Origin of the sequence: Wolbachia endosymbiont of Cantharis cryptica (genome assembly GCF_964277405.1) — a bacterium.
Lineage (GTDB): Bacteria > Pseudomonadota > Alphaproteobacteria > Rickettsiales > Anaplasmataceae > Wolbachia.
On the sequence record NZ_OZ195521.1, the window covers coordinates 1012110 to 1035345 of the forward strand.

The 23236-nt window shown below is 34.2% G+C and carries 32 protein-coding genes; 2 read left to right on the top strand and 30 right to left on the bottom strand.

Annotation, left to right across the window (positions count from 1 at the left end; translation table 11 throughout):
* Positions 1-43 precede the first annotated feature (43 nt).
* From ACICP6_RS04930 to ACICP6_RS04945, 4 genes are all read right to left on the bottom strand, one after another.
* Positions 44-931: a heme o synthase gene (locus tag ACICP6_RS04930; RefSeq protein ID WP_395462838.1), complete on the bottom strand. Its 888-nt coding sequence runs from the start codon at positions 929-931 to the stop codon at positions 44-46.
* Between the two features lies 1 nt (position 932).
* On the bottom strand, positions 933-2483 hold the full coding sequence (ctaD, locus tag ACICP6_RS04935; RefSeq protein ID WP_395462839.1) for a cytochrome c oxidase subunit I: 1551 nt from the start codon (positions 2481-2483) through the stop codon (positions 933-935).
* A gap of 16 nt (positions 2484-2499) precedes the next feature.
* Positions 2500-3264, bottom strand: a complete 765-nt coding sequence (coxB, locus tag ACICP6_RS04940) for a cytochrome c oxidase subunit II (RefSeq protein WP_395462840.1) — start codon at positions 3262-3264, stop codon at positions 2500-2502.
* A 1381-nt stretch (positions 3265-4645) separates the two neighbouring features.
* Complete coding sequence (locus ACICP6_RS04945) at positions 4646-6166, bottom strand: HlyD family type I secretion periplasmic adaptor subunit (protein ID WP_395462841.1); 1521 nt, start codon at positions 6164-6166, stop codon at positions 4646-4648.
* A 236-nt stretch (positions 6167-6402) separates the two neighbouring features.
* On the opposite strand from ACICP6_RS04945, the gene fabG reads away from it, so the two are divergent.
* Together fabG and ACICP6_RS04955 are read left to right on the top strand one after the other, a co-directional pair.
* Positions 6403-7140: a 3-oxoacyl-[acyl-carrier-protein] reductase gene (gene fabG, locus ACICP6_RS04950; protein ID WP_395463674.1), complete on the top strand. Its 738-nt coding sequence runs from the start codon at positions 6403-6405 to the stop codon at positions 7138-7140.
* A gap of 592 nt (positions 7141-7732) precedes the next feature.
* Complete coding sequence (locus ACICP6_RS04955; RefSeq protein WP_395462842.1) at positions 7733-8083, top strand: TrbC/VirB2 family protein; 351 nt, start codon at positions 7733-7735, stop codon at positions 8081-8083.
* 21 nt (positions 8084-8104) lie between these two features.
* On the opposite strand, the gene ACICP6_RS04960 is transcribed toward ACICP6_RS04955, so the two are convergent.
* From ACICP6_RS04960 to rplV, 26 genes are all read right to left on the bottom strand, one after another.
* Positions 8105-9385: a M48 family metalloprotease gene (locus ACICP6_RS04960; RefSeq protein ID WP_395462843.1), complete on the bottom strand. Its 1281-nt coding sequence runs from the start codon at positions 9383-9385 to the stop codon at positions 8105-8107.
* Positions 9386-9456: 71 nt separating this feature from the next.
* On the bottom strand, positions 9457-10110 hold the full coding sequence (gene ribB, locus ACICP6_RS04965) for a 3,4-dihydroxy-2-butanone-4-phosphate synthase (RefSeq protein ID WP_395462844.1): 654 nt from the start codon (positions 10108-10110) through the stop codon (positions 9457-9459).
* Positions 10111-10113: 3 nt separating this feature from the next.
* Positions 10114-10608 (bottom strand): transcription elongation factor GreA, encoded by a 495-nt coding sequence (greA, locus tag ACICP6_RS04970; protein ID WP_395462845.1) that lies wholly within the window; start codon positions 10606-10608, stop codon positions 10114-10116.
* Between the two features lie 9 nt (positions 10609-10617).
* A complete protein-coding gene (atpA, locus tag ACICP6_RS04975; protein ID WP_395462846.1) occupies positions 10618-12159 on the bottom strand; it encodes a F0F1 ATP synthase subunit alpha in 1542 nt (513 codons plus the stop codon).
* Positions 12156-12716 carry an ATP synthase F1 subunit delta gene (gene atpH, locus ACICP6_RS04980; protein WP_395462847.1) on the bottom strand — a complete coding sequence of 187 codons (561 nt, stop codon included), beginning with the start codon at positions 12714-12716 and terminating at the stop codon, positions 12156-12158. Before atpH ends, atpA begins: the two co-directional genes overlap by 4 nt.
* A 21-nt stretch (positions 12717-12737) precedes the next feature.
* Positions 12738-13088, bottom strand: a complete 351-nt coding sequence (locus ACICP6_RS04985; RefSeq protein ID WP_395462848.1) for a YraN family protein — start codon at positions 13086-13088, stop codon at positions 12738-12740.
* Positions 13089-13111: 23 nt separating this feature from the next.
* Positions 13112-13540, bottom strand: coding sequence for a 50S ribosomal protein L17 (rplQ, locus tag ACICP6_RS04990; protein ID WP_395462849.1), 429 nt, complete (start codon positions 13538-13540; stop codon positions 13112-13114).
* Between the two features lie 7 nt (positions 13541-13547).
* Entirely contained in the window at positions 13548-14615 is a 1068-nt protein-coding gene (locus tag ACICP6_RS04995) for a DNA-directed RNA polymerase subunit alpha (RefSeq protein WP_395462850.1), read from the bottom strand.
* Positions 14616-14636: 21 nt separating this feature from the next.
* Complete coding sequence (rpsK, locus tag ACICP6_RS05000; RefSeq protein ID WP_395462851.1) at positions 14637-15023, bottom strand: 30S ribosomal protein S11; 387 nt, start codon at positions 15021-15023, stop codon at positions 14637-14639.
* Positions 15024-15047: 24 nt separating this feature from the next.
* A complete protein-coding gene (gene rpsM / locus ACICP6_RS05005; RefSeq protein WP_395462852.1) occupies positions 15048-15416 on the bottom strand; it encodes a 30S ribosomal protein S13 in 369 nt (122 codons plus the stop codon).
* Between the two features lie 59 nt (positions 15417-15475).
* Positions 15476-16126 carry an adenylate kinase family protein gene (locus ACICP6_RS05010; RefSeq protein ID WP_395462853.1) on the bottom strand — a complete coding sequence of 217 codons (651 nt, stop codon included), beginning with the start codon at positions 16124-16126 and terminating at the stop codon, positions 15476-15478.
* Positions 16123-17451: a preprotein translocase subunit SecY gene (gene secY, locus ACICP6_RS05015; protein WP_395462854.1), complete on the bottom strand. Its 1329-nt coding sequence runs from the start codon at positions 17449-17451 to the stop codon at positions 16123-16125. Before secY ends, ACICP6_RS05010 begins: the two co-directional genes overlap by 4 nt.
* A 3-nt stretch (positions 17452-17454) precedes the next feature.
* The gene (gene rplO, locus ACICP6_RS05020; protein WP_395462855.1) at positions 17455-17925 is read right to left on the bottom strand and encodes a 50S ribosomal protein L15; all 471 of its coding nucleotides are present in this window, start codon (positions 17923-17925) and stop codon (positions 17455-17457) included.
* Positions 17926-17928: 3 nt separating this feature from the next.
* On the bottom strand, positions 17929-18441 hold the full coding sequence (gene rpsE, locus ACICP6_RS05025; protein WP_395462856.1) for a 30S ribosomal protein S5: 513 nt from the start codon (positions 18439-18441) through the stop codon (positions 17929-17931).
* A gap of 12 nt (positions 18442-18453) precedes the next feature.
* A complete protein-coding gene (rplR, locus tag ACICP6_RS05030; protein ID WP_395462857.1) occupies positions 18454-18825 on the bottom strand; it encodes a 50S ribosomal protein L18 in 372 nt (123 codons plus the stop codon).
* Between the two features lie 5 nt (positions 18826-18830).
* Entirely contained in the window at positions 18831-19376 is a 546-nt protein-coding gene (gene rplF, locus ACICP6_RS05035) for a 50S ribosomal protein L6 (RefSeq protein WP_395462858.1), read from the bottom strand.
* 16 nt (positions 19377-19392) lie between these two features.
* Complete coding sequence (gene rpsH, locus ACICP6_RS05040) at positions 19393-19788, bottom strand: 30S ribosomal protein S8 (protein WP_395462859.1); 396 nt, start codon at positions 19786-19788, stop codon at positions 19393-19395.
* A gap of 21 nt (positions 19789-19809) precedes the next feature.
* Positions 19810-20115, bottom strand: a complete 306-nt coding sequence (gene rpsN / locus ACICP6_RS05045) for a 30S ribosomal protein S14 (RefSeq protein ID WP_395462860.1) — start codon at positions 20113-20115, stop codon at positions 19810-19812.
* A 16-nt stretch (positions 20116-20131) separates the two neighbouring features.
* Entirely contained in the window at positions 20132-20665 is a 534-nt protein-coding gene (gene rplE, locus ACICP6_RS05050) for a 50S ribosomal protein L5 (protein ID WP_395462861.1), read from the bottom strand.
* 6 nt (positions 20666-20671) lie between these two features.
* Positions 20672-20989 carry a 50S ribosomal protein L24 gene (rplX, locus tag ACICP6_RS05055; RefSeq protein WP_395462862.1) on the bottom strand — a complete coding sequence of 106 codons (318 nt, stop codon included), beginning with the start codon at positions 20987-20989 and terminating at the stop codon, positions 20672-20674.
* Complete coding sequence (rplN, locus tag ACICP6_RS05060; RefSeq protein WP_395462863.1) at positions 20989-21348, bottom strand: 50S ribosomal protein L14; 360 nt, start codon at positions 21346-21348, stop codon at positions 20989-20991. Before rplN ends, rplX begins: the two co-directional genes overlap by 1 nt.
* A gap of 9 nt (positions 21349-21357) precedes the next feature.
* Complete coding sequence (rpsQ, locus tag ACICP6_RS05065; RefSeq protein WP_395462864.1) at positions 21358-21591, bottom strand: 30S ribosomal protein S17; 234 nt, start codon at positions 21589-21591, stop codon at positions 21358-21360.
* Positions 21584-21787: a 50S ribosomal protein L29 gene (rpmC, locus tag ACICP6_RS05070; protein WP_395462865.1), complete on the bottom strand. Its 204-nt coding sequence runs from the start codon at positions 21785-21787 to the stop codon at positions 21584-21586. Before rpmC ends, rpsQ begins: the two co-directional genes overlap by 8 nt.
* Before the next feature lie 11 nt (positions 21788-21798).
* On the bottom strand, positions 21799-22212 hold the full coding sequence (gene rplP, locus ACICP6_RS05075) for a 50S ribosomal protein L16 (protein WP_395462866.1): 414 nt from the start codon (positions 22210-22212) through the stop codon (positions 21799-21801).
* Positions 22213-22223: 11 nt separating this feature from the next.
* The gene (gene rpsC, locus ACICP6_RS05080; RefSeq protein ID WP_395462867.1) at positions 22224-22844 is read right to left on the bottom strand and encodes a 30S ribosomal protein S3; all 621 of its coding nucleotides are present in this window, start codon (positions 22842-22844) and stop codon (positions 22224-22226) included.
* Between the two features lie 38 nt (positions 22845-22882).
* The gene (gene rplV / locus ACICP6_RS05085) at positions 22883-23233 is read right to left on the bottom strand and encodes a 50S ribosomal protein L22 (RefSeq protein WP_395462868.1); all 351 of its coding nucleotides are present in this window, start codon (positions 23231-23233) and stop codon (positions 22883-22885) included.
* Positions 23234-23236: the final 3 nt, after the last annotated feature.

Below are 23236 nucleotides of genomic sequence, written 5' to 3' on the forward strand. Positions count from 1 at the left end.
AAAAGTAAAAAATAGTTTTTACGTTTTTGCTGTTCTTTCATAGTTAAAACAAATCAATAGAACAAAGAATAATACTAGCAAATAGGAAAAATAGATAAGAAATTGAATAAGAAAACATCTTTTTCTGCGAGTTGTGATCCTTGAATCTCAGAATAGATATAGCATACCAAATAAAAACGCAACCTTCAAAGATTGCCATACTTAGGTAAAATAAAGCTTTTTTCAAGAATAGAGCTGGAAGTAAGCTAGTCAACACCAGCAACACACTATAAAGTAATATATATTTTCTTGTTTTCTCCGGACCATAAACAATATTGAACATTGGTATCGATGCTTTTGCATAGTCTTCAGACTTATTTAAAGATAGGGCCCAAAAGTGCGGTGGGGTCCACATAAAAATTATTAAGAATAGAATGAAACTTTCCCAACTTACAGAATTCATCACAACTGCCCAGCCAATCATTGGAGGAAAAGCGCCTGCTGCACCACCGATAACAATATTTTGCGGAGTGCGCCTTTTGAGCCAAATCGTATATATGAAAACGTAAAATAATATGCTGATTGCAAGCAAAGCAGCAGAAATATAGTTTACTGCTATTGCCATGATAAATACCGACAATATTCCAAGTGTTATACCAAATTCAAGCGTACTTTCTGCAGAGACTCTGCCTGAAGGTATAGGGCGATCTTTTGTCCTTTTCATGAGTAGATCTATGTCTCTATCATACCACATATTTATAGCACCTGCAGACCCTGAACCAAGAGCAATACATATAAGAGATATTAGCGCCAGAAAAGGGTGTATACTACCCGGTGCAGCAACCATTCCAGCAACTGCAGTAAATACTACAAGATACATTATCCTTGGCTTTAGCAAACGCCAAAAATCCAATATTGTTGATTCAATGTTTAACAAAGCACTTGTGTACATTTTATTTTATCACCGGTGGTTTTTCAAAAGTATGAAAAGGCGGTGGCGAGGATACTGTCCATTCCAAAGTGTCACCTCCCCAAGGATTATTTCCAGCTTTCTTGCCCCATTTGAAGAGGTGTATAACTATGAACACAAAAAACATAACTGAAATGAAGGACATATATGAACCAATTGAGGATATATAATTCCAAGGGATAAATGCGTCAGGATAATCGGGTATACGCCTTGGCATCCCAGCTAATCCCAAAAAATGTTGAGGTAAAAAAGTGATATTGGTGCTAATAAAAGTAAGCCAAAAGTGGATTTGACCTAAGCGCTCATTATATTGCTTACCCGACATTTTACCTATCCAATAATAAAAGCCAGCGAAAGTTCCGAATAAAGCGGCCAGTGACATGACGTAATGGAAGTGAGCAACAACATAATAAGTGTCGTGTAAAAGCTTGTCTATCCCACCATGAGCGAGAATGATCCCAGTTATTCCACCGCCAACAAACATAAAAATAAAACCCAGTGCAAACAGCATAGGGGTTTTAAACTCAATTGCTCCACCCCACATAGTTGCAATCCAACTAAACACTTTAACTCCAGTAATCACGCCAATGAGCATTGATGAAGTACTAAAAAATATTACAGCTTCTGCACCAAGCCCAACAGTGAACATATGATGAGCCCAAACCATAAAGCCAAACACTGCTATACCTATCATTGCGTAAACCATCCCTATGTAACCAAACACGGGTCTATGAGAAAAAGTTGATACAACCTGACTTATAATGCCAAATGCAGGAAAAATGATTACGTAAACTTCTGGATGACCAAAAAACCAAAATAGGTGTTGAAATAACACAGGGTCGCCGCCACCAGCAGGATCAAAAAAGGAAGTGCCAATATTGCGATCAGTAAGAAGCATGGTTATAGCACCAGCAAGCACAGGCAAAGCAACAATCAGCATGAACGCTGTTAATAAGACAGACCACACAAATAGTGGCATCTTAGTTAATGACATTCCTTTTGTGCGCATATTAAATATAGTGACTATGAAGTTGATTGCTCCAACAATTGACGACATACCAGCAATATGGAGCGCAAGTATGGCAAGGTCAACTCCTGCACTTGGGTGGGACATAATTTGCGATAAAGGCGGGTATAAAGTCCAACCTGTACCTGGACCTTCACCAACAAATACCGAGAGGATGAGCAAAATAAAAGATGATACCAACAACCAAAAACTCAAATTATTCATACGAGGAAACGCCATATCTGGTGCTCCAATCATCAAAGGTACAAACCAGTTGCCAAATCCTCCCATTAAGGCTGGCATTATCATAAAAAATACCATTATCAATGCATGTCCTGTAACCATCACATTGTACAATTGATAGTTATTGTTAAGTATATTGACGTGCATTAACTGAGTACGAATGATAACCGATAATAATCCACCAATAATTCCAGCTAATATGGAAAAAATAATGTATAGTGTTCCTATGTCTTTATGATTAGTGGAAAATAACCAACGCTTTATGCCCTTTGATACATCACTCATATTCTATACTCCAAATTTAACTCACTAATTTTCTATTTTCGATCCACTTATTAAAATCTTCTTTGCTTACTGCTTCAACAACAATTGGCATAAACCCATGGCCTTGGCCGCATAATTCATAGCATTGCCCATAATAAATACCAGGATTTTTGACATTAAACCACGCTTCATTTAGCCTTCCTGGTATTGCGTCAATTTTTATACCAAAAGCTGGAACCCCCCAGCTATGTATTACATCTCCTGCTGTGACTTGTAAACGAACGTTGGTATTAATGGGTAAAACAACGTTATTATCAACAGAAAATAGCTTCAAATCCCCTTCAATAAGATCGTCTTTTCCCTTAATATAACTATCAAATGATACACCCTGATGTTCTGGATATTGATAGCTCCAATACCATTGATGACCAATAACTTTTAGTGTTATATCAGCCTTCGGTACTTTTTCTTGTAGCCTAAGCAATTTAGCATTTTCAAAAGCCAATATACCAACGATAATCGTTGGTATAACAAACCAAACAATTTCTAAAAGGACATTATGATTAGTTTTACTTACTTTCGTCACTTTGCTTTTACGAAAGCGAAATACTATATAAGCAAGCAGTGCCCATACAAAAAGCATTATTGCAATCATCACAACCATTACAAACGAATGTGACTTAACTACAGCTTCCATTACTTCAGTTGCAGGAGCAGGAAATCCAAATTGCCAAGAAGTAGGAGCAGAAGCAACAGATATACTTGAGTAAAATATTATCAATAGCGCAAATAACTTCATCATATCTTTTATTTGTTTGCTGTAAAACTAAGTGACATACCGTATAATAGTATATATAAACTTACTATGCAAACAGAGATTAGTGATGGTTAATAATTTTTTAGCATTCAACAAGTATAATAATACAATACTAATTTGAGGAAAAAAGCATTTACATAAACCTATTTTAAGTTAAAATATTATAATATTTTAACTTAAGTATTTACTTTAAGTAAATTTTATAATAAGTTTAATAGTGTCTGTTACTGCTAATAACCCTCTAGCCTCACACCTAAAAGCAGTAACAGACACTATTAAACTTTATGATAAATCTGCTTATAATATAAAAAATCTATAAACTTACTTTATTTATATTATAAACTGTAGTTTATTAACTAACTTTTAATGCCCATAACAGTATATACAGCTTGCCTCAAGATTTATACATTACAGAAAATAACCATAAAATGTACTATATATCAATATAAAATTTTCTATTCAGCATTGTTTCTATTGTTTGAAGCACTTGAAACTTAAAGCAAATGCACTGCAGCTTTCCGCAAGAAATAACTGAGTTATTAAGCTCTGTAAAAAAAATTTTTAGAAAAGTCAAATGGGCAAAGTTTCATAGTAGCCCTTCGTTGTCATCCCAGTCTGGGATCTAGAAAACTTAATTTTAACCAAGTGGCTGCATCTGGATTCCAGCGTCACGCGCTGGAACCCCTACGTCATACCGTCACGGTATCTCATCATAGATTCCGCTAACGCGTAGCGGGATATCGGCAACCCCTACGTCATACCGCCGCGGCGCTAACACGTAGCGGGATGACGGTTGTCGTTTAGCTATAAAATTTAAGAAAATATTTAAGAAATTTGCTAAATGGGAGAAAAGGCAAAAGGAACCCTGTGATTATTGTCCGCTTTAAAGTACTGGCGTTTTTTATGTTTTAAACCCCTGACAAGCGAGATTCAGCCGCTTTTAATCGCTACTAACCTACGCTGCAAGTGTTTAAGAAGTTTACCAAGCAGAAAAAAAGACAAAGAAAACCCGAGTTAGCTAGTCCTTTACTATCTCTGTCGAGTATTGGCATTTTTTAATGTCTTGTAACGCTTTGTAAGCGCGTTCAGCTTATTTAGGTAAAAACCTAGATGTAGATGAAGTTTTGTAAAGACATACAGTACCTATGTACTGCAAAAAATTGAACATAAGACGCCGATACATTAAGTAATCCTTACCTTTTAATCTGCAGATTGGCGAAAGCAAATACAATAGCTTCAATGCTATGATAGAGAGAACGGCGAGGTTTGTCAAGTCGTTTTTCCAACGTGCTGCCAAAAGTTTGTTGTGTAAGAGGTCTACTCTAAGACCTTAGCACCGTTATGAAAAAAGCCTATTTACTCTAATCTATCTTTCTATAAAAGACCTATCGAATGTTGCAATTATAGGAGTAAACAAGAATGATAAAAGAGTACGGGATTGAGTAACTATATACACTTCTGCCGGCATACCAGGGTATAGGTATACATTTTTAAACTGAGCAAGCTCTGGCTTTGGTATCACTACGCGTACTGAATAATAACGCCCTAGCCTTGGATCATCAAGGGCATCAGGAGAAATATGGCTTACTATACCATTGATTAAACTTAAACGACGTGCACTGTAAGCACTTAACCGGACTTTAACCTTTAGCCCTTCTAACCCGTCAATAGATACTATATTACTATCTTTCTTTTGTGCCGATAGTATCTCCTCTATATTTCTAGTATGAATTTTAGCGTCTATTATTAAATCATCATTAGATGGTACTACACTCATAATCGGAACTCCAGATTGTATAACACCACCTTCAGTATGGTATCTTATATCTGTGACAATCCCATCTTGAGGAGATTTGATTACTGTACGTGCTAATGAATCTTCAGCAACCATAAATCTTTCTTTCAAGTCTGCAATAGATGTACTAATCTCCTTGAGTTCAGCATTTGCTCTTTCTTGAGAATCATTGCTTACGTTTATAATTTCTAATTCATTCTCTCCAATTTTTTGCTGCACTTGAGATATTGCAGCGCGGTAATGACCAACTCTACCTTCAATTTCAGCAAACTGCTTTTCCAAAATCAAAATGTGTGGTTTGCTTATGTGACCGCTATCAAGTAGTTGTCTTTTTGTTTCTAATTCTTCAGTTATTAAATCGTATTGTTTGAGAGCTGCGTCCAGTTGAGAGTTTAGCCCCACTAATTCATTATGTAACTGCTTTATACGTTGCTGCAATATGTCAGTTTTCCCCAATATGCTCTTGCGCTGAGAATTAAATAATTTTATCTGATTTTTCATCACTTTGTTTGCAAGTTCATCGTCAGATAATTTTTTAACTTCATCAGGAAATTCAATCGTACCTAAACCTCCTCTGATCGCAATAAGTCTTGCTTCAGTTGCCAAAAGTGATAAGAGTTTTTCTTTGATTATACTTAAATTCGCCTTCTCGTTAATATCACTTAATAAAACTAAAGGCTCATCTTTTTTAACTACCTGGCCCTCTTTTACTAAAATTTTGCTTATTATTCCTCCGCCCAAGTGTTGAACTATTTTCCTATTTGAAGATACAATAACTTCTCCACTTGCATGCACTGCCCCGTCAATTGGAGCTACAGCCGACCAAATACCACCTATTCCAAAAAAGATGAGTATCACTATCAGACCAAAAAATAGTGGTCCCCATGTCACCCTCAGGACCTCATTTACGTTGTTACTTTCGCGCTTCAAAATGAAACTTATCATCACATCGATCAATGCGAACGTTTTATCTAAAAATTTTGGGCACTTCTTCTTTTTATTTTTTGTTCCTTGCATGTTTACATTATCACTATGACCAAGCAGACCTGTCAAAGAGAATCCAGCGCTAAGCTTTTTTAACTTATTTATCATATACTACTGTGAACTTGTGTTTGCGTTAATGTAAGATAGCACACAAAAACAAAGAATCTATGATTTAAGCACTTAATTTAGACTGTGAAACATCAGAATAAACTATTTAGTAACAATTCTTACTGTATCTTGATCTAACTTGAGCTTTTATTAAGTATCCAAGTTACTTATATCATGCAAGAGACCTATTGCCAAACAGTCAATATTCTGTTAGTAGTCAGGAAAACAAAATTGTTATGTTTAGATTGGAAGGCAGAAAATTCCTGGTTACTGGCGCATCAGGCGGAATAGGGCAAGCAATTGTAAAAATTATGCACAAAGCCGGAGCAACTTTATGTATTTCTGGTACAAAAAAAGAAGTGCTTGAAAAAATTGCTAAGCAGTATGAAAAAAATATGAACATACTCCCTTGCGACTTGTTAAATGCTGAAGAAGTAAATCAGCTAATAAATAAAGCAAGTGAGTTGATGGAAGGCTTCGATGGACTTGTATGCAATGCAGGCATTACACAAGATAATTTATTGCTGAGAATGACAGATGGAGCATGGCAAAAAGTGATTGATATTAACTTGAGTTCTACATTTAAGCTGAGTAGAGAAGCATGCAGGAAACTAATTAAGAATAATTGGGGAAGAATTATAAATATTTCCTCAATAGTAGGGCTGACAGGAAACGCCGGGCAAGCAAATTATGCAGCATCAAAAGCTGGAATAATAGCTATGAGTAAATCTATAGCAAAAGAAGTTGCAAGCCGCAATATAACGGTAAATTGCATTGCTCCTGGGTTTATAGATACTAAGATGACTGAAGTTCTAACCGAAGAACAAAAGAGAAAAATACTAGATAATATTCCAATGAAAAGAATGGGGACAGGAGAAGAAATAGCAGCAGGGGTTCTGTTTCTAGCAAGTAATGAAGCAAAATATATAACAGGGCATGTGCTTAATATTAATGGCGGTTTATTTATGCAATAGACTTCTTGCATAACCTAAAAAAAGGCAAAAGAAGCCCCGTGGTGGCCAGTTATTTACTTTTGTGTCGAAATATCGGCGTTTTTTTATTCTAAAACGCTTAATAAGTGCGACTTAGCTGCCTTTTAATTGCAACTAACCTTAGCGATAAATGTTTAAGAAATTTACTAAGTAGAAAAAAAGGCAAAGAAAACCCGCGGTAGCTAGTATTCAAATTCTCCCTTGTTCTATTTGACGTTTTTGATGTCTTAAACGCTTTATAAGCGCGTTTCAGCTTGTGTAGGTAAAAACCTAGAAGTTTTATAAAGACATAAGGTGCACATAGTGCGAAAAATTAAACATGAGACGCCAAATACAAGTTTCCTTGTCGTTTTAATCTGCAGATTGCGAAGTTAAATAAAATAGCTTCACTTCCATGATAAGAGGACTGGCGGAGTTTGTCAAGGAATTTCTTCCAACGCGCTGCCAAAAGTTTGTTATGCAAGAGGTCTAATAACACCTTATGTATGGACAAGCTATAAATTTTACTTTAAAATAAATATGTGTAAATTAAAATTATCTCTATTATGCTAGTTTATTATTTAAAGGCAAAAAAATGAGCTCTATAATAAAAAGATTTTTTAATGCTTTAATGGTATTGCTTTTCTCTTTTTCAGGTTATGCAGGTGCTAGTTCGGGTAATGCTTCAATAGATGACACAACTGCTCAAGTAATATGCAATATTATTGGGTACGTTTGGGGAATAGGCGGACCGCTTATGACGGTAGTAATAATTGGTGCGTCCTTACTTGCAATATTTGGCAGGATGCCTTGGCCAGCCCTTTTTGCTTTAGGTATGTTTTGTGGTGTATTTTTTGGTGCTAAGACGATCATAACGAAAATTATGCCTAATATAAGCAGCGAGACAGAAAATATTCTGAAACAATGTGGAAATAGTAACCCATAAAAGTGCAGAAGTGCCTTTTTGTTATCCATTAAACCGCTTCATATCTTCAATTTGCAACAAGTAGGGGCTGTCTTTTGGTAGAGTTTTAACAGCTAACTCAGCATATTTAATAAATTGCTTTGAATTACCTTCAATACAAGCCTTTTTTGTCAAAGCAAAATAATGCATTGCCGTATCAGCATCACGTTTATAGGCAACGCTTAAATATTTCCAGACAAAGGCGTTATTTGATTCTACACTCGCAATCTGTTCCAGGTGAAAAATTGCCTTCTTTATATTACCATATAATAATAAAGTATGGGATAATGCAAGTTTCACCAAATAACTGTTCTTCTCAGATAAATACCTAAGCGATTCTTCGTACATTTTTATTGCTGCACTTAAATTTCCAGCCTTGTATAGCATTTCTGCTTTTAATTCATATAGGTATGGGTCATTGTGTGATTCTTGAATCAATGAATCAATTCTAGCAATAGCCTCTTCTATCTTCCCTTGCCTATAGTGAATTATAGCGTTTACGTACTCAGAATTACCTTCATATTTATTAGATAACACATGGATAGGAGAAAAGAAAGAGTCCAACTTTGCAACCATACGCTCAAACTTTAGTAATTTATCTGCAAGAATTGGTTTTACATTGTTTTTAACCTTATAATTCTGTACAGCAAATATGCGCTTATCACTAAGTGGATGAGTGCGGAAATATTCCTCGGTATTCTCATGCTCAATACTTTTAAAGTAGTCAAAAACTTCTTTCATGCCTGAATTATCATAACCAGATTCATCAAGGTACTTTAAAGCATAGCTATCTGCTACACTTTCTTGCTCTTGAGAATAGTTAAAAAACAGCCTTGAACTGAGCGTTACACCACCAAGCAAAATTGCACTAGCAATCTGGGGATTAATGATAATAGTAGAAACTAATCCTACCATATAACTAATCATTGCTATCGATTGAAAATAACCCACAGCACCACTCATTTGCAATATATGACCAGCAGATATATGAGCAATCTCATGTGCTAATATACCAAGCAGAATGTAAGGTTCAGTTGAATATTGTAAAAGTCCTAAGTGGATGAAAATACTATTATTATCAATTACGAAAGCATTAATTGAATTATCATTAATTATGAAAACTTTTATTTGGTCACCATCAATACCTGCAGCAGAAAACAATGGTTGCGCTAGCTCTTTCACCATTACCTCTACCTCACTATCTCTAATAATACTAATGGAGTAAGCGTTATTACAATATGTAAAAAAAAACAATAAAGTAAAAAACTTAGCAATTTTAAACATGAAAATTCTGTATTTGTATAATTTGCAGGAATTTTATATTTTAACACTTAAATTATACAAATTTATAAACGCTAGTTTGATTTTTTAACGTAGCTAATAAGTTTGTCGATGGTAGTTAACTTAATATTATGTTGTTCAGCAAATTTAAGCAATTCAGGTAAGCGCATCATAGAGCCATCGTCATTCACTAATTCACACCCTACAGCTGCGTGATTAAAGCCAACTAACTTTGCCATTTCAACACTTGCTTCAGTATGACCATTGCGTGCTAAAACCCCCCCATCATTCGCGATAATAGGAAAAACATGACCAGGAGTAATAATATCATCTTTAGTACTCTTTTCGTCAATAGCGGTGAGTATCGTATGCGTTCTATCATGAGCAGAAACACCCGTTGTAATACCATAACGAGCATCAATTGATGTAGTGAATGCAGTATGAGGAGTAAGCTTTTCATCTACATTACTTCTTCTCATAAACTCAAGGCCTAGCCTACTCATATGAAGTCTTGTCATAGCTAAAAATACAATGCCAGTACCATACCTAACCATGAAAGCCACGTGTTTCGGCTCTAGTTTTTCAGCTATGACAATTAGATCACCTTCATTTTCTCTATTTTCATCATCAACTAAAATAAATAACTTACCAGAACGAGCATCCTCTAACACATCTTCCACAGAAGAAATGCTTGGTAGATTCATTGATGCATAAGTGGCCTGTACCATAATTTACTTAAATTCAATCTTAACTATTTTATACAACTTCTCTCCACTTGGCACTACCACTTCCACGTATTCGCCAACTTTTTTGCCGATTAAAGCACTACCCAAAGGTGAACTAGTAGATATCAACTGTTTTGAAACATCAGCTTCATATTCACCTACAACCTTATAAGCATATTCCACTTCACTGTTATCATCATTTAACATGCTTAATGTCACGGTTGCACCAAACATTACTGAATCACCAGACAAATTCTTCACTTCTATTACTTCTGCATGTGAAAGCTTGCTTTCTAACTCCATTATACGGCCTTCAATAAAACCTAACCTTTCTCGTGCAGCATGATACTCCGCATTTTCAGATAAATCACCTTGATCACGGGCATCAGAAATAGCTTGTATAACGGAAGGTTTCTCTTCCTTTAATTTTTCAAGTTCGGCTTGCATATGTTCAAAACCTTCCCTTGTCATAGGAAACTTCTTAATAATGGATGAATCCATAACCACCACCTAACCGCAATTAAATTGAGTAACAAAATTACTCACAATATTGAAAATATCATCCTTTATACCATCACTCATGCTACTTGACAACTTTTTTAAAACTCCAGGATGTGCAATATGAAAATAATTAATAAGATCATGTTCGAATTTATTGATATCACTTATTTGTATTTTACTTAACTGATCATACAGGTTAGAAAAAATATACATCAGCACTACTTGTTCTTCTATTGGCATAGGTAAATGCTGTCTTTGCTTTAATAGCTCAACAAGGTATTTACCCTGATTTAAGGATAATTGAACACTAGCATCAAGATCAGAACCAAATTTTGCAAAATCTTCTAATTCTCTATATTGAGCTAAACTTAGCTTTATAGAACCTGCAACTTTTTTCACAGATTTCAATTGTGCAGCAGAACCAACCCGCGAAACTGATAAACCTATATTTACTGCAGGGCGAAATCCTTTATGAAATAATTCAGACTCAAGAAAGATTTGTCCATCGGTAATTGAAATCACGTTGGTTGGAACATATGCAGATACATCGCCAGCTTGAGTTTCAATAATTGGCAAAGCAGTTAGAGATCCCTGCCCTTTCTTATCAGACATTTTAGCAGCTCTTTCAAGCAAACGAGAATGTACATAGAATATATCTCCAGGATAAGCTTCACGACCAGGAGGACGTCTCAATAATAAGGACATCTGCCTATATGCCACAGCATGCTTAGATAAATCATCATATACCACCAAGCAATGCATTCCATTGTCACGAAAAAATTCTCCAATAGTGCAACCAGCATAAGGTGCCAAAAATTGCATAGGCGCGCAGTCAGATGCACCGGCCACAACTACAGCTGTATATTCCAATGCTCCACTTTCTTTCAGCTTGTTTACCACTTTTGCTACCGTTGAAATTTTTTGTCCAATAGCAACATAAACGCAGTAAACTTTTTGATTTTCGTTCACTTCATCATTAATCTTCTTCTGATTAATAATAGTATCAAGTGCAATAGTAGTTTTACCGATTTGTCTATCGCCAATAATTAATTCACGCTGTCCTCTACCTATTGGAATTAGCAAATCTATAATTTTAATTCCCGTTTGCAGGGGTTCATGCACAGATTTACGATCAATAATGCCTGGTGCTTTAGATTCTATATCCATTCTATTTTTAGCTTCAATTTCCCCGCCGTTGTCTATAGGATGACCCAACGCATTTACGACTCTTCCCAATAATTCATGCCCTACAGGCACCTGTACAACATCACCACTACATTTTACAATATCTCCTTCTTTCACGTCACGGTCATTACCAAGCACCACTATTCCAGCTGTATCATGATCTAAATCAAGAACTATTCCTTCTACACCACTTGCAAAAAATACCTTTTCGCCGAATTTTGCTTTTTCAAGTCCGTAAACCAATGCAATACCATCGGTTACCGAAATCACTTCACCTATATTTTCCCGCTTTATAGGATTATCAAACACCTCAACCTTTTCCCTTATTATATTTACTATCTCAGAAGCATTCATACTGTTTTTCATACAAAATTCCTTATTTTTAATATTTCCATTCTACTCAAATCAACCAATTTATCTAAGTAACTTTTCAGCGAAGCATCAATTAAATTAAAACCATATCTCACTACAAAACCACCTAGCATAGAAGGGTCTATCACATTGCTTACTTTTATTATTTTACCAAGAAAGCTTAAAGATTCAGTAATTATTTTTATATCAGATTCCTTTAAAGCCTCTGCTGACTTTATAGTAATCTCCAATTCATTTTCATTTTCTCTTACAAGATTCAAGAATTTTTCTAATATAAGGATTAATAAACTAGAACGCCTATTTGCAAATATAACCATAATAAATTTCATTAAATTCTCGCTCAAGTACCCATTTACAGAAAATATCACTTCTTTTTTACGTACAAAAGAAACCATAGGATTGGATAGGTATATAAAAACATCACGTTGATTTTTAAAAAAAGTCAACAAAAATTCTACTTCTTTTCTTATAATACCTAACTTATTTTCTGAGACATAAAACAGCGCTCTAGCGTAAGATGAAACTAAATTATTGTATTGGGTCCTTTTCATATTAATACCTATATAAATCTTTCACTCTTCAACCCAAGCATTTTTTATGTAGACAGGTCCTCTTTTTAAGGAAAGAAAACATAAATCATACCTGACTGAATAATCTAAAAAACTAAGATTCTTACTTAGAAAACATTTAGAGGAATTTATAATAGACTGACATTGAAGATGAGATATCGGTATCTCTTCCCCAAATAGACTTGTTTTAACTTCTATAAAAATCAGCTCCTTTTTTTTAGATACAATTAAGTCAATTTCACCGAACTTACAGCGATAACGGTGTTTTATAACATTATACCATTTTAGCTTCAAATATACTAAAATTAACAACTCACCAAAATAACCTATAAAATAGCGTAACTTATTTACCATAAGAAAGAAAATTATGATAACAATTAACTTTTTGTAGCTACTTTATTTCGTTCTTTATTTTTACCATAAACTTTACCTTTTGCTGTAATATCCCTATCAACTAGTTCTATCACTGCCATTGAAGCACAATCACCCTTTCGAGTGCTAAATTTCATTATTCTAGAATACCCGCCTTCACGATCTTGATAACGACTAGCTAAAATGTTTAGCAACTTATCAACTGCTAACTTATCATTATGAAGGCGTGAAAGTAAAAGTCTTCTACCATGTAAAGTACTTTTCTTCTTAGCAATTGTAATAAACTTTTCCACATATGGACGAAGTTCTTTAGCTTTTGGTAAAGTAGTTACAATCTGCTCATGGTTGATTAATGAGATAGATAGATTCTTTAACATCGATAACCTATGCTCAGTATGACGAGATAGTTTACGTTTTTTTATTCCATGTTTCATATATCACCTAATCTTCATCAGTATGTTGTCTAGCCAATTCATCTATGTCCTTAGGTGGCCAATTTAGTATATCCATACCTAAAGACAAGCCAAGATTATTTAAAACTGCCTTAATCTCATTCAAAGACTTTCTGCCAAAATTAGCAGTTCTTAACATTTCACTTTCTGTCTTTTGCACAAGATCACCTATATAAGTAATATTTTCATTCTTCAAGCAATTGTGTGACCTAACAGATAACTCCATTTCATCTACTTTACGCAATAAGATAGGATCGTAACCTAAATCTTTATAACCACTAGGGGAAGAAACCTGCGATTTTTTGTAGCTTACATCAGAACTAACAAAAGGCTGAAGTTGTTCCTGTAATATCCTTGCAGCAGAGTCAACAGCTTGGCTCGGAGAAATTGTACCATCAGTCTCAACTGACAATATCAATTTATCCTTGTCAGTAACTTGACCAACACGACTATTCTCCACTCTATACGAAACTCTGTTAACAGGGCTATACAAAGCATTAACCGGAATAAAACCAATTAGATCCTGTTCATTCATAAACTTCAAAAATTCGTTTTCTTTATATTTAGTTACAGGAAGGTAACCTTTTCCGCTAGCCACATATATAGTCATGTTGAGCTCTACGTTCTCCCCCAGCGTACATATCAGCAGATCTTTATTGACAATAGAGCACTGATCATCAGTTTCTATCATCCCAGCTAATACTTGACAAGGCCCTTTAGCAATCAAATTTAAGCATTTATTAGAAGTACCATTTAATTTACACCTCAACATACCCATATTCAATACTATATCAGTTACGTCTTCCCTTACTCCTTGAATTGAAGTAAATTCATGAGTCACGCCTTCAATTTTTACTCCATAAACAGCACTACCTATAAGAGAAGATAGCATCACACGCCTCAATGCATTGCCTAACGTTAAAGCAAAACCACTTTCCAATGGTTCTAGTACTATATCACCTTTTTCACTTGAATCACCTGGCATTACCTTGATTGAATTAGGCTTAGTCAATTTATCTAAATTGCCAAAAACAGAAACACTGTCATTATAATGCATAAAATAACCTTTTTAAATATCCTATATTCTTCTTTTTTTTCTTAACCTACATCCATTATGAGGAATTGCAGTTTTATCTGCAATTGAGGTCACTGTTAATCCACAGCCCTGAAGTGCTTTAACTGCAGCTTCAGTACCAAAACCAGGACCACGAATTATTACAGAAACAACTTTCATACCAAATTTCTCTATTGCAACTTTTGCAGCAGATTCTGAAGCTTTACCTGCAGCATAAGGTGTAGATTTTCTTGAACCTGAGAAACCATGTGCACCTACGGAAGTTTGGTATAGAGTGTTACCCTGAACATCGGTTACATTTATAAAAGTATTGTTAAAAGTTGCACGAATACGAATAACTCCAGTAACAAACTTCTTTGCACTCTTACCAACTGTTCTGACTTTTTTCATTAAAACTCACAATAATAATAAATTTTATTTTTTTCCAGCAACAGGCAAACGAGATCTACCTTTACGAGTTTTAGCGTTAGTACGAGTCCTTTGTCCCCTGACAGGTAACCCTTTCCTGTGCCTCACTCCTCTATAGCATCCCATTTCCACTAAAGATTTTATATTCATAGCCACTTCTTTTCTGAGCTCACCTTCTATAGAATAATTTTGTCTAATGAAATTGCTGATCTTTTCTATATCTTTATCTCGTAATTCTGACACACGTTTGCTCTTATCAATTTCACAAGCATGACAAATTGCATTTGCAGTAGCAATACCTATACCATATATATAAGTTAATGCAAAAGGAACACATTTCTTTACTGGAACATTTACACCTGCAATACGTGCCACTGGTACTCCGATACTTTATTAATAACAACTCTTAATTTATACCATAAAACAACTCAGAGTCAAACTAAATTGCAAGAAATTTTGCTTTCAATCTCTTGTTTTACCTGACCAACATTAAGATTAGCGTCAATCGTTAATAATTTGTCTTTATAATATTCACGCAAACTCTTTATTTGGATGTGATATTCGCTTATTCTTCTACCAATTGCAGATAAATCAGAATCATCAATTCTCCTTTCTAGCCTTGTACTTTTACACTTTATACAAACAAGATTGTCATCACTCTTGAAAGAAGGTATATTGTATACACTCTTACAGTCCAAACACACAAGACGATTTTTTAATCTATCAATTGCAATCTTATCGTCAAGCTGCAACTCAATTACAATATCCACATCTTTATTATATTTCTCCCGCAAAATTTGAGTTAAGAAATGAGCTTGATTTAGATTTCTCGGAAAGCCATCCAACAAAAAATTATCATCCATCAATGCAAGCTGGTCACGTAATAACTCACATATAACTTCATCTTGAATTAAATTACCGGATTCTACGGTATCCTTTATTTTTTTACCTAACTCACTACTGCTAGATATAATATTCCTCAACAAATCCCCTACTGAAATTAACTTTAAGTTATACTTTTCTATTAACAGATTTGATTGAGTACCTTTACCTGAGCCAGGAGGACCAAAAATTGTAATAATCACCTTAATTTCCTCGTTTTAGACTCATATTTTTTTATCCAGCTATCATATCTGTTTGAAAAGATATAGGATTGTATTTGCATAATAGTATCAGTAATAACGTTAACTATAATCAATAAGCTCGTCCCACCAAAAATAAATGGTATATCATAATAATATCTCATAACTTCAGGCACAGTACATATGACCACCAAATATGCAGAACCAATAAACGTTAATTTAAAAACTATGTCTTGAAGATAATCGGAAGTATGTTTCCCAGGCCTTCTACCAGGTATAAAACCACCATTTTTTTTAAGAAAATCTGCATTTTCCTCTGGATTAAATATAAAATTGGTATAGAAAAAGTTAAAAAATACTATAAGTGCTAAGTAAGCTACAATATAAACTACTTTATTTGCCATAAAGTAGTTTAGAATGAAATCAGAAAAAGCATGCCCCTTATAGAAGTTTGCAATTGAAATAGGTGTTAATAAAACCGCATTGGCAAAAATAGTTGGTATTACACCAGATAAATTAATTTTTAATGGGATATAAGTAAAATCGTCATTATGTAATTTTTTAAATTGCTTTTTAGGATACTGAACAATTACTTTTCTATAAGAAGACTCTACAAAAATAACTAAAAGCAGCAGTAAAAAAAATAGCATCAAAACAAAAAGGATAAAAAATAACGATATGCCACCGTTTTTATTTAACGTTAACAGGGATGAAAAAGCACTATGCAGCTCTGATATTATACCCGTAAAGATGATTAATGAGATACCATTACCTACACCGCTAGCGCTGATTTGCTCACCAAGCCATATTAGAAACATCGTTCCACCTAAAAGGCTGAAGACGCCTACTGTACGAAACATAACACCAGGTTCGATTACAACCAATGCCCCTTCCCTGTTCATCCTTTCCAACCCAATTAGAATAGTAATTGATTGAAATACACAAAACACTATGGTCATATAACGTATGTAAGAATTCATCTTTCGACGTCCTAATTCTCCATCATTTTTAACTTCATTAATTCCTTTGATAGCGGAAGATAATAATTGCATAACTATAGATGCAACTATATATGGCATAACATTTAATGCTAAAATCGTCATTCTAGCCAACGCACCACCAGAAAATAAATTAAATACCCCAAAAACACCAGAACCTTCTTTAGGAAATATATCATTAATTATGTCAAGATTAATTCCAGGAATAGGCACATAAGTGCCCAAACGATAACAGATTAAAGCTATCAGCGTAAAAAATATACGCTTTAATAAATCACCTTTATATAATAACGTAGGATCCAAACCATTAAATGCGGACTTGCTGCTCATTATTTATGACAATATTTCCACACTACCACCAACTGAAGCTACAGATTTTTTTGCAGTTTCTGACGCAAAATCAACATGAAGTACACATTTCTCATTCAGCTTACCTTTATTAAGAAGCTTGATTTTATACTTGGTAGACTTTATAAAGCCTAATTTATGAAGCATCTCTTTATCTATAACAGAGCCTTTTACTATTTTTTTAGCTTCTATTAAGCGCTGCACATCACCAACATTAATTATAGAGCATATATTTCTACGTATAGGATTAAAACCTCTTTTGGGTAAACGAGTATATATAGACTGTTGTCCACCTTCAAATCCATTTATAGAAACACCACTTCTAGCCTTCTGTCCCTTATGCCCCCTACCAGATGTTTTGCCTTTACCACAACCGATACCCCTACCTAGCAATTTAGGCATCTTTTTCTTCGATAATTTAGTAAATATAGAGTTTAACTTTATAGCACTATTCATACTTTACCTATTCCCAACTATCTCGCTAATCTTTTTGCCCCTTTTGCTTGCCACTTGACGAGGAGATAACATATTATCAAAAGCCTTAAACACCGCACATATAACATTATGAGGATTATTTGATCTAGTAGACTTAGCTACTACATCTTTTATGCCCAACACTTCAAAAACTGACCTAATCGCTCCACCAGCAATAATACCTGTTCCAGCTCTGGCTGCTCTTAAAACTATTTCACCAGAGCAAAATTTAGCTTTAATATCATGATGCAAAGTCCTGCCTTCACGTAAGTATACTCTAATCATCGATTTTTTTGCAGCATTTACAGCTTTTATTCTTGCTTCAGCAACCTCTGCGTGCTTACCCATTCCGCATCCTACCCTACCTTTTTCATCTCCAACAACAACCAAAATTGAAAATGAAAATCTTCTACCACCTTTGGTAACTGTCGTTACTCTTCGTACTGAAACTAGAAGCTCTGATAAATCGTTATTATTTTGTAAATTCTTTACAGCCATATCCAAAACCTTCTAAAATTTAAATCCAGAGCTTCTTAAAGCTCCAGCAAATTGAGAAACTAACCCTGTATATTTATGTGCTCCACGGTCAAACACCAATTTTTGCTCTAATTTCATATCAGATAAACGTTCAACCATTAAAGAAGAAACTTGTTTTACAGTTTCAGCGTTGACCCTCCCTTTACATACATCCTTAATTTTAGCATCCAAAGTAGAAGCAGAAGTGAGAGTTACTCCTTTTTCATCATTGATTAACTGAACGTAAAAATGCCTATTAGATTTAAATATAGATATACGTAAACGCTCAGCACCCTTGTTGAGCTTCTTTCTATTACGCAACTTCCTTTTTTCAGGGTTACTTAAAAAATTATATAATCTTTTCATCTTAATTACTTCTTTTTACTTACAACTTTACGCAACATAAATTTGCCTTTTATTACAATACCCTTACCTTTATAAGGGTCATATTTTCTAATTTTGCATATATCAGATGCTACCACATAGACTTTTTGCTTGTCTACACCACTAACCACTAAGTGAGTTGGTTTTACACACTTAATCTCAACATCTTTAGGTACTTTATACTTAACATTATGGCTATAACCAAGATATAAAGTCAAATACTTACCATCGCACTCTGCTTTATATCCAACGCCATTAATTTCAAGATCAACAGAAAAACCATTAACCATACCATTAATAATATTGTTAATATTACTTCTATAAGTGCCCCAAATAGGTTTTATTTCATCATAATTATCTTTATCTTGATCAACAAAAAGCAACAACTGATTATCAGTAACCTGACACACAACATCACTGCATAGCCTAAGCTCTTTCTCTACCTTAGCATTTTTTATTAACACCTTACCATCATTACACTCAACTGAAACGCCAGCAGGAATATTGATAGGTGCAGCACCTATACGAGACATAAATTTCTCCTATTACTTAAAACACACGACACAAAACTTCTCCACCAACTTTTAACTTATGTGCATTGTAATCAGTCATCACTCCTTTGGAAGTAGATATAATAAAAATACCAAGCCCATTATATGCTTTAGAAATATCCTTGTACTTAGAATAACGACGACAACCTGGTTTTGATACTCTAACTATATCACTAATTACAGGTGAATTTTCATAATACTTCAATTTTATAACAAAAAACGGCACATTACCTACAACTTCTTTCTGGTAATCAAGGATATACCCTTCATCTTTTAAAATCTCTAATATAGAAGAATTCACTTTAGAGAACAAAACTCTTGTTGTCCTATGCATTGCCAATTGAGCATTACGTATCCTTGTCAAAAAATCACCAATACTATCAGATAACGCCACAATACACTCCTTATATTATATTTACCAACTAGACTTCGTAACCCCTGGGATTTTCCCAAAAGAACATAAATCACGCAAAACAATTCTACATAAATTAAATTTTCCATATACTCCTCTTGGCCTCCCAGTTACAGCACACCTGTTTCTAATTCTGATTTTACAAGAATCTCTAGGTAATTTAATTAACTTATTTAGAGCTGCAAATCTCTCGCCAATAGATATATTCTTATTCTTTATTATACATCTCAATTTTTCTCTTTTCTCTCTATATTGATCATACAACTTCATCCTACGAAGATTTCTTTGTATCATAGATTTTTTTGCCATATACCTCTTCTCTTAATTAATCAAAAAAGGGAAACCTAAAAGCTAATAATAATTCTTTTGCTTCTTTATCACTAGCTGCACTTGTTATAATATTAATATTCATACCTCTAATTTTACTTATTTTATCGTAATCTATTTCCCAAAATGAGATATGTTCCTTTATACCAAAGGAAAAATTACCATTACCGTCAAATTGCTTCACACTAAATCCTCTAAAATCTTTTTCCCTTGGTATAGCAAGATATATCAATCTTTCTAAAAATTCATACATTTTTCTTCTACGCAAAGTTACTGTACAACCTACTATAGCACCTTTTCTGATCTTGAAACCAGAAATAGATTTTTTTGCAGACGTTAATACAGGCTTTTGTCCTGCAATTAAATGCAGATCATCAAATGGCTCACTTATTGCTTTACTATCCGCAGCAACATCTCCAATACCCATACTAATACACACCTTGATAGGTTTAGGTACTTGCATTATGTTGCTGTAGTTAAACTTATCCCTCAAGTATTTTACTATACTATCTCTATACAATTCTTCAAACATATCAACCTAGTCTATTACTTCCCCAGAAACTTTTGCAAAACGTACTTTTTTACCTTCTAAAACCTTGAACCCTACTCTAGTTGGAGCTTTATACTTAGGGTCTAATATTGCAATGTTAGATATATTAATAGCCAGTTCTTTATTTAATATACCACCACTACTACCAGCTTTTGGCTTAGCATGCTTCTTATGTATATTTACTCCAGAAACAACTGCCTTTTTTTTAGCATTACGTGTTACAATTTTGATTACTTTACCAATTTTTCCCCTATCTTTACCAGTTAAAACTATAACGTCATCACCACTTCTTATTTTCGCACTCATTATAAAACCTCAACAGCTAATGACATTATCTTCATAAAAGAACCAAACGGCAACTTTTTTACCGGGCCAAACACTCGAGTACCAAGCGGTTCACCTTGATTATTAACTAAAACCACAGCATTGCTAGAAAAACGGATTACAGAATTATCAGATTTTCTAATACGATTTTTCACTCTAACAACAACTGCTCTATATACTTTTCCCTTTTCAACCTTCCCTTTTGGGTTAATGGACTTGGTAGACACAATAACTGTATCACCTATGGATGCAGATTTCCTGCCGCCTAACAAGCCAATACAAAGCACTTGACGCGCACCAGAATTATCAGCTACTTCCAACAATGTGTTTTTTTGAATCATATAAATACCTTATTCAACTTGAACAACAATCCATTTTTTAGTAGCAGAAATAGGCTTGTGTTCTTGTATAAAAACCTTATCTCCTTTTTTGCAACTATTATTTTCATCATGTACTGTATACTTTTTGTATTTTTTTATAACTTTTTTATACAGTTTATTCTTGTATACTCGTAATACTGAAACCTTCACAGTCTTATCACACTCAGCTTTAGTTACAACACCGCAAAAAACCTTCTTAGGCATTCTTTTCCTCTATTCTTCTTTCATTCAATATAGTTAAAATACGAGCTATGCTCTTTCTTATCAAGCCAAAACGCGAAATATTACTACACTGCCCTAATTTTTTTTGAAAAACCAAATCAACAAACTCTTTTCTAAAATTTACAAGAATTTCATGCAATTCCTGTGAGGATTTCGATTTAATATCAGCTATATCCATTGTAACTCCATTTAACTATGATTAGATACAAATTTACATTTTATAGGAAGCTTAGCAATTGCCTTCTCAAGCGCTAATTTTGCTAAATGCATGGGAACGTCACTGCTAATCTCAAACAATATTCTGCCGGGCTTAGCTTTAAACACCCAAAACTCAACACTACCTTTTCCTTTACCCATACGTACATCTGCTGGCTTTTTACTGACAGGAGTGTCAGGAAAAATTCTTATCCACACTTTACCACAACGTTTTAACGCTCTAGATATTACACGCCTCACAGTCTCAATATGCTTAGACTGAATCCTACCTGCTTCTATAGCTTTTAAGCCATAATCTCCAAAAGATAGTGTACTACCACCTTTCGTATTACCCTTAATTCGCCCTTTAAACACTTTTTTATATTTACTCTTTTTGGGAACAAACATCTCAATACACCTTAATTAACAATATAAACCCAAACTTTAACTCCTATAATACCATATATAGTTTTTGCTTCACAAAGAGCGTAATCTATATTAGCACGTAAAGTGTGTAAAGGCAAACGACCTTCTTTATACCATTCAGTACGAGCTATCTCAGCTCCACCAAGACGCCCAGAACAACTTACTTTAATACCTCCTCCCCCCATTCTCAAACAACTTTGAATAGCCTTTTTCATTGCTCTTCTAAATGAAACCCTTTTCTCTAACTGTTGCGCTATGCTGTTTGATATTAAAGTTGCATCTATTTCAGGCCTTTTGACTCCTACTACATTCACTTCTACATTATTTTTTACTTTTTCAGCTATTTTTTGTTTTACTTTCTCAATGTCCAAGCCTTTCTTACCTATTATCACTCCAGGTCTAGAAGAATGTATTGTTACAGACACTAAATCAACTTTGCGCTCTATAATTATTTTAGAAACACCAGCGTGCTTAAAAGACTCATTTATATAACTGCGAATAGATAAATCCTGATGCAATTTTTGTTTATAATCTTTATTAGCATACCAAATAGAATCCCAGGTGTTATTATTTATTTTTAACCTAAATCCTATAGGATTAACCTTTTGTCCCATATTTTACACTTTCCTCATTAATTTTCTACTCTTACAAATCATATAATTTCCCCTAACTTTATAGCTATATTGCTATAACGCTTACTAATTCTATTAGCTCTACCCATAGCTTTTGGGTATACTCTACGCAAAGTAAAAGACTTGCCTATCAAAACTTCTTTTATATATAAGTTATCGATATCCAACCCATAATTATATTGAGCGTTAGCAATTGCAGAATTTAGTACCTTCCCTATAAGACCGGCAGCCTTTTTTTCACAAAACTTTAATTGCACAGTAGCAAAAGAAACTTTTTTATTACGTACTAAACCAGCAACCAAATTTAACTTACGAGGAGTTGATTTTAAAACCCTAGAACTAGCTTTGATTATTACATCTCTGTCTTTCATATC